The sequence below is a fragment of the Meiothermus cerbereus genome (assembly GCF_051297115.1).
GTDB lineage: Bacteria > Deinococcota > Deinococci > Deinococcales > Thermaceae > Meiothermus > Meiothermus cerbereus_A.
On record NZ_JBEVAL010000113.1, the window covers coordinates 1 to 5,541 of the forward strand.

Sequence of the window (5,541 nt, forward strand, 5' to 3'; positions counted from 1 at the left end):
TCCAGCTGATATTCTAGCGCATCTACCACTCACCATGCTATGTGCCCCTGTGGGGCACGTAGGGGAGTCCTCGCCTCGCCACGGCGAGGCGGCCATCCCTGAAGGGGATGGGTTTTATAGCTCCCCCACACCCCCTCGCTTCTATAAAAAGCTCCAGAGGTTATGACCCTCTGGAGAACACCCACTGTTTGAATTTTTGGCGGGCCGTGAAGGATTCGAACCTCCGACACCTCGTTTTGGAGACGAGTGCTCTACCGGGCTGAGCTAACGGCCCCCATTGTCCCAGCTCATCGCCGGCGCATCGGATTTTAGCATAGGGACACAGAACCGACAACCTACCCGGAAACCGACCTGGCTTTTGGCCTACGTGTGCTGCTCGCAACAAAAACCTGATGTGCGATCCCCAGCATTCCATTAGCGCGGCAGCAAAAAGCCCCGTGACAACACGAAGCACGGGGTTTGGCAGGGTACAATCGGCCCGATGGCGAACCTCAAACCTCTCGTTGCCCTTGGCGACCTCACCTGGGATGTGCTGGCCAAACCCAATACCCTGCTGCTGCCCGGCGGCGATACCACCGGAAGGGTTTTGTTGATGGGTGGCGGAAGCGCGGCCAATGTGGCAGTTTGGGCATCCCGGGTGGGGTATCCGGCTGGATTTATCGGAGAAGTAGGGCGCGACCGCTTCGGCGAGTTTGCTGTGCAGGAGCTGGCCGCAGAGGGTGTAATGCCCCACATCATCTGGAACAGCAGCACCCCCACCGGGGTAATTCTGGTACTTATAGACGCAGCAGGGCAGCGCTCGATGCTCACCTCGCAAGGCGCCGACTTTGAGTTGCACCCCGAGGAAGTGCCGGTAGAAGTCATTCAGCAGGCCGGGCATCTGCACGTGACGGCCTGGTCGCTCTTTACCGACCCCCCAAGGCAGGCCGCGCTCAAGGCCGTGCAGGTGGCACGCGATGCCGGCATCACCATCTCCTTCGACCCGGCCTCGTTTCAGATGATTCGGGAAATCGGACGGGAGGAGTTTCGCCGTATGACTCGAGGGCTTTCCCTAGACTTTGTGTTTCCCAACCTCGATGAAGGCCAGGCCCTAACCGGGGCCCAGAACCCCAGGGAGATCCTCGAGGTCTTGCAAAACCTCTACCCCGAGGCCATGATTCTGCTCAAGCTGGCTGCCGATGGTGCCCTAATTCTCGACCGGGGCAGCCTGATCGAACTTCAGGCCACCCGCGACCAGCCAGTAGATGCCACCGGCGCAGGCGATTCGTTTGGAGGAGCCTTCCTGGGGCATTACCTGCGCTCCAAAGACGCCCGGGCAGCCGGACAACTGGCCGTGCAGGTGGCGGGCTGGGTGATTGGGCGGTTTGGAGCCCGCCCACCCATGGATGCAGAGATTAAGCGGCGCATCGAGCAGTTTGGCTTTGCCTATAAGCAATAAGTAAGGCCCTTGATTCGTTCTTTTTGCCAGGGCCAGGTACCGCTCGTCGGTTTTGCCCTGCACTAGAGCGCTCTTCATCCTTGTGCTCCTTGCGCCGTCTGCTAAAAAACAAAACACTCCACCCAATGGCAGAGTGTTTTTTTTTAGTGCAATCAGAGGCTGAAGTTTTCTATGTACCAGCGTTCACTCTTCTTGTGCTCTTCTTTAATGGACATCTCAGGGCCTACAGCAATCATAAAAATGAACTTCTGCCCCGGCGCGATGTCCATATCATTGGAATCGCCCGTCTTGAGCTTGCGAGAAAACTCCACCGTCCAGGTTTTGCCGGCATAGGTGCCCGCCGCTTGCAGAATGGAGTTCTTGCCGCCTTCTTCGGTGTCGTCAGCAGGTTTGCCGGTGCGTTTGACCTGGATCATGTCCAAGGCGGTGAATTTGCCACCATCCATGGTAAAGATATATGTATCGGCCCCTTTTTTCTTGTCGTCCTTTTCGGCCATCATGGCAATACCAATCCAGCCAGGGCTGTCTACCTGCAGGGCCATGTACAGGGTGTCGCCAACAATGCTCCAGGAGATGGTCATTCCAGATTTGTCGTGTTTAAAGGTTTTGGCATATTCCCCAGCCACGATCTTGCCGTCAATGGTGGGCGCTCGTTGAGCCAGGGCCAAACCAGGTACAGCCAGCATCAAAACAAACAGTGCACGTACTATGTTCATTGCCTCTTCTCCTTCTACTCGTCTCGAATGGTCAGGCCTATAATCAGACCAACCGCCCCAATATGGGTATGGGCCAGTGCCGCCAAAACCGGCCTGGAACCCTCGAAAGCCTCGATAAAACCGCGCCAGCTCCAGATGCTCACTTCGGCATCGGCAGCGTTCCATTGCAGATGAAAGTAGGCTCCCACCACGCCCGCTACCAGCGAGACCGCCATCCACAGCAGGAAAGGATAGCGCACCAGGGGGCCCCGGTTGAAAAACATCAGCACCGTGAGGGGAAAGCCCACCACCGACAGGTACAGTGGGATTCTGGACTGCCAGGACTCGAGGTAATGATCCAGCACCCAGTGTTCTACCCCGTAAAACACAAACCCCACCGCACACAAGAGCAAGAAGATGGTGCGTATCAGCTCGAGCAGGCGACTCTGCTCGTCCTTGGCTCTAAGCAGGGCTTCAATCATGCCTGTCCTCCTCCCTTCCTCACTCGGCCCGGTAAATTGAAAGCAGCCCGGTAACGCCCATGTGGGTGAAAGCCATTGCCGCCAGCACCGGCCTCGAGCCCGCCACAGCCTCCATGGCCTTTTCAAACTTCCAGTTCACCTCGTCATCGAAGTTCCACACCACATGAAAGTAGGCCCCCAGAAGCCCGGTCAGCACCGAAGCCCACATGGTGACGATAAAGAACAGGCGTATCCACGGTGTCTTGCGGTCGAAAAGGATAAGCAGCGTGGAAACCAAGCCAGGAATCGCCAGCCAAAAGGGCATTTTGGACTGCCAGCTCTCGGCCCAGTGCCCCAGCAAGAGGAGCTCGAGGGGGTACATCACCCAGCCTACCAGCACCAGCAGGAGCATCAGCAGGCGGATCAGCTCGAGGGCTTTGGCAGAGGGGTTCGTTGCATTCTGGTAAGCCCGAATCATCGGCCAACCCCCAACGCCCCCAAAGAGCTTCTTATGGAAAACCTCCTGTACTGCATACAACCTCCCATAGCCAGGAAAACAGCTTGCTTTAGCGCATATCGCATAGAGGCCAAAATCTAGCCATTTACCCCGCCCAGTAAATCACAGTGGCCCAAACTTTCACAGCCTCTCTGGTGTCAGCCCATCGTCGGCTCATAGCAAATCTACCAGACTAGGGTGAAGCCTGGTAAAAGATTGGCGCCATAGTCCTCTTTCCGCACAAGGATTGCCGAAACCTGTGTGGTCTCGGCAATCCTGGGGCATGGCTTACCTCGCCCGCACCGCATTGATGGAGGCCTGGAGCACTTCGCGGGCCCAACTGGGGTTGTGGATTCCCAAGCTGCCATCGTACTTAACCATCAGGTAGTTCCAGCTAGCCCGTACGATGGGGTCATTCAGGGCGAAGACCTGCTTCCCACCCGCCGCCTCCCGAATTTCACCGAGCGGAGTCATCACGTCAGGGCCTTCGGCCATGCGGAATTTGAAGACGATCTGACCACCCACACTGCTCACGTCGGCCAGGCTCAGGATCTTGTTGCCGTCTATGGCAAAGTTGTCGGTAAAGGTTCCTTTGGTCTCGTCGTAGGCCCGTATCACCTTAATGCGGCTGCGAACTTCCATAATGCGGGCCGACATCACCGTGCGTAAACGGGCCATCAGTTGGCGCGTGGGGCGCTGGACAAACTCCTTGTCCATCTTGGCCCCGTGGCAGTTGGTGCAGACATTTTCGGGCGCTTTAAAGGTGTGCGACTGAGGGTTCATGCTCACATGGCAGGTGGTACAGGCCGCACCGGTAAAGAAAGCGTGGGAACCCCGCGTATCCGAGGTGTCGTTGACGAAGAAGAAGTTTTTGCCCACCAGCATATCGGCCTGGGCCGAGTAATGGGGGCTGGAGTAGTTGGGCCGGGCCTCGGCATTCCAGGTAATGCGCCCGTTGCGGGTGTTGTGGCAGGTCATGCAGAGCGCACCCTCTCCCACAGCGTTCACCGAAAAGCCTGCAGGCAGGTGATAGGTATCGTGGACGATTCGAATGTCACCCCGGTCGTTGTGGCAGGTAGAGCAGGTGATGGGCTGCACCTTGTCCCTGGTCAGGCCCAGGCTGGTAAGGTGAGCTACAGTAGCATCCCTGCCGTCTGGCCCTTTAATAAAACCTGGATCGCCCCGCATCAATTAAGGCAACCAGGCTCTAAAACCCTGATCGCTATGGCATCGGGCACAGTGGGCGGCTGTGGCTTGCCTGACCTCTACCGTTGCTTGCGCCAGGGTGGTTTTCACGTTGTTGTGCTTGCTGGTTTCCCACTCTGCTTTTCGCTCGGGGTCTTGATCCTGCGACAGCACAAACAAGCCACCTACAGCAAAGGCTGAAAGCAACGCAAGACGGATGCCCTTATGGAGGTTCACATTTCTCACCTTCCCTTTCAAAGGAAGGCTACGCTTTTCAAAGCGCTTTGTCAATGACAAATGTCCTCAGAACGGCTTTTCAATGAGGTGCATCCCTGTGAAGCCTGGCGCACCCCTTCGGTCGGGGTGAATAGTCTCCCACAGCGGTGGCTGTTACGCCAGACTCAGTTAGGGCATCCTGCTGGTGCGCAACACAAACTTCCAGTGGATTGGGTATTCCACGTCAGGGTCGGGGTAGGTCGCGGCCACCCACTGGGCCAGCTCGGCCACCGAGGGCCTGAAAACTTCCTCCGGGACCTCCCAGGTAAAAGAATATATGCGCTCCAGCAGCATCTCGAGGCTGGTGCGGGGGCTGCGCAGCTTGACCCAGTCGGCCACCGTTCTGGCTCTGGGCTCGAGGCCGTGCCGGATCAGCTCTTTTTCCACCTCGGCCAGGCGGGCCTGGTGGCGGCCCCGCGCCAGCTGATAGCCCATGCCGGCCAGAATTTCCTTCCACTTTTGCTGGATGCGCCAGTCCTCGCTTTCGTCGTTGGACTGATCCCAGCCCTCAAATAAAAAACCGCCCGGGCGCAGTACCCGCAGGCTTTCTTGCAGCGCCTGCTGCCAGTTATCCAGCAGGTGCCAGAAGTGCACGGCGATTACGGCATGCAGGCTGTCCCGTTCAAAGGGCAGCTCGCGGGCATCGGCCTCGACCAGGCGGGCCTTGCGGGCCACCCCAGCCACTTTTTGCCTTAAGACCTCGAGCATGGCCGGGTTATCGTCCAGGGCAATATAGCGGTAGCCTCGAGCGATAATCGGCACCGAAATTCGGCCTGTTCCTGCACCAATCTCCAAAAACAAGGGGTCGCGAAACAGCTTCTCGACGGGCGCGGTGATGGCAGTCGCGATACGTCCAGAAACCTCCGGCGGATGATACCGCGTCCGGTCGTAGGTAAAAGCTACCCGACTAAAATGAGAAGTCATGCTCGATACCCCAATTCGGAAAAGCCACCAGCCACATTTCCCCAAACTGCGCCAACAGGAGGCGCC

Annotated in this window: 6 protein-coding genes and 1 tRNA gene; 1 reads left to right on the plus strand and 6 read right to left on the minus strand. The window is 57.7% G+C overall.

What is annotated here, in order from left to right; genetic code table 11:
- Window positions 1-197 precede the first annotated feature (197 nt).
- Window positions 198-274, minus strand: a tRNA-Trp gene (locus tag ABWU19_RS14135).
- Between the two features lie 207 nt (window positions 275-481).
- On the opposite strand from ABWU19_RS14135, the gene ABWU19_RS14140 reads away from it, so the two are divergent.
- Window positions 482-1,438 carry a carbohydrate kinase family protein gene (locus tag ABWU19_RS14140; RefSeq protein ID WP_435902299.1) on the plus strand — a complete coding sequence of 319 codons (957 nt, stop codon included), beginning with the start codon at window positions 482-484 and terminating at the stop codon, window positions 1,436-1,438.
- A 152-nt stretch (window positions 1,439-1,590) separates the two neighbouring features.
- On the opposite strand, the gene ABWU19_RS14145 is transcribed toward ABWU19_RS14140, so the two are convergent.
- From ABWU19_RS14145 to ABWU19_RS14165, 5 genes are all read right to left on the minus strand, one after another.
- Window positions 1,591-2,124 (minus strand): DOMON domain-containing protein, encoded by a 534-nt coding sequence (locus ABWU19_RS14145; RefSeq protein WP_435902303.1) that lies wholly within the window; start codon window positions 2,122-2,124, stop codon window positions 1,591-1,593.
- A gap of 44 nt (window positions 2,125-2,168) precedes the next feature.
- Entirely contained in the window at window positions 2,169-2,615 is a 447-nt protein-coding gene (locus ABWU19_RS14150) for a hypothetical protein (protein WP_435902300.1), read from the minus strand.
- 19 nt (window positions 2,616-2,634) lie between these two features.
- Window positions 2,635-3,072: a hypothetical protein gene (locus ABWU19_RS14155; RefSeq protein WP_435902301.1), complete on the minus strand. Its 438-nt coding sequence runs from the start codon at window positions 3,070-3,072 to the stop codon at window positions 2,635-2,637.
- A gap of 306 nt (window positions 3,073-3,378) precedes the next feature.
- Entirely contained in the window at window positions 3,379-4,278 is a 900-nt protein-coding gene (locus ABWU19_RS14160; RefSeq protein WP_435902302.1) for a hypothetical protein, read from the minus strand.
- A 402-nt stretch (window positions 4,279-4,680) separates the two neighbouring features.
- Window positions 4,681-5,475 (minus strand): class I SAM-dependent methyltransferase, encoded by a 795-nt coding sequence (locus ABWU19_RS14165; protein ID WP_435902304.1) that lies wholly within the window; start codon window positions 5,473-5,475, stop codon window positions 4,681-4,683.
- Window positions 5,476-5,541: the final 66 nt, after the last annotated feature.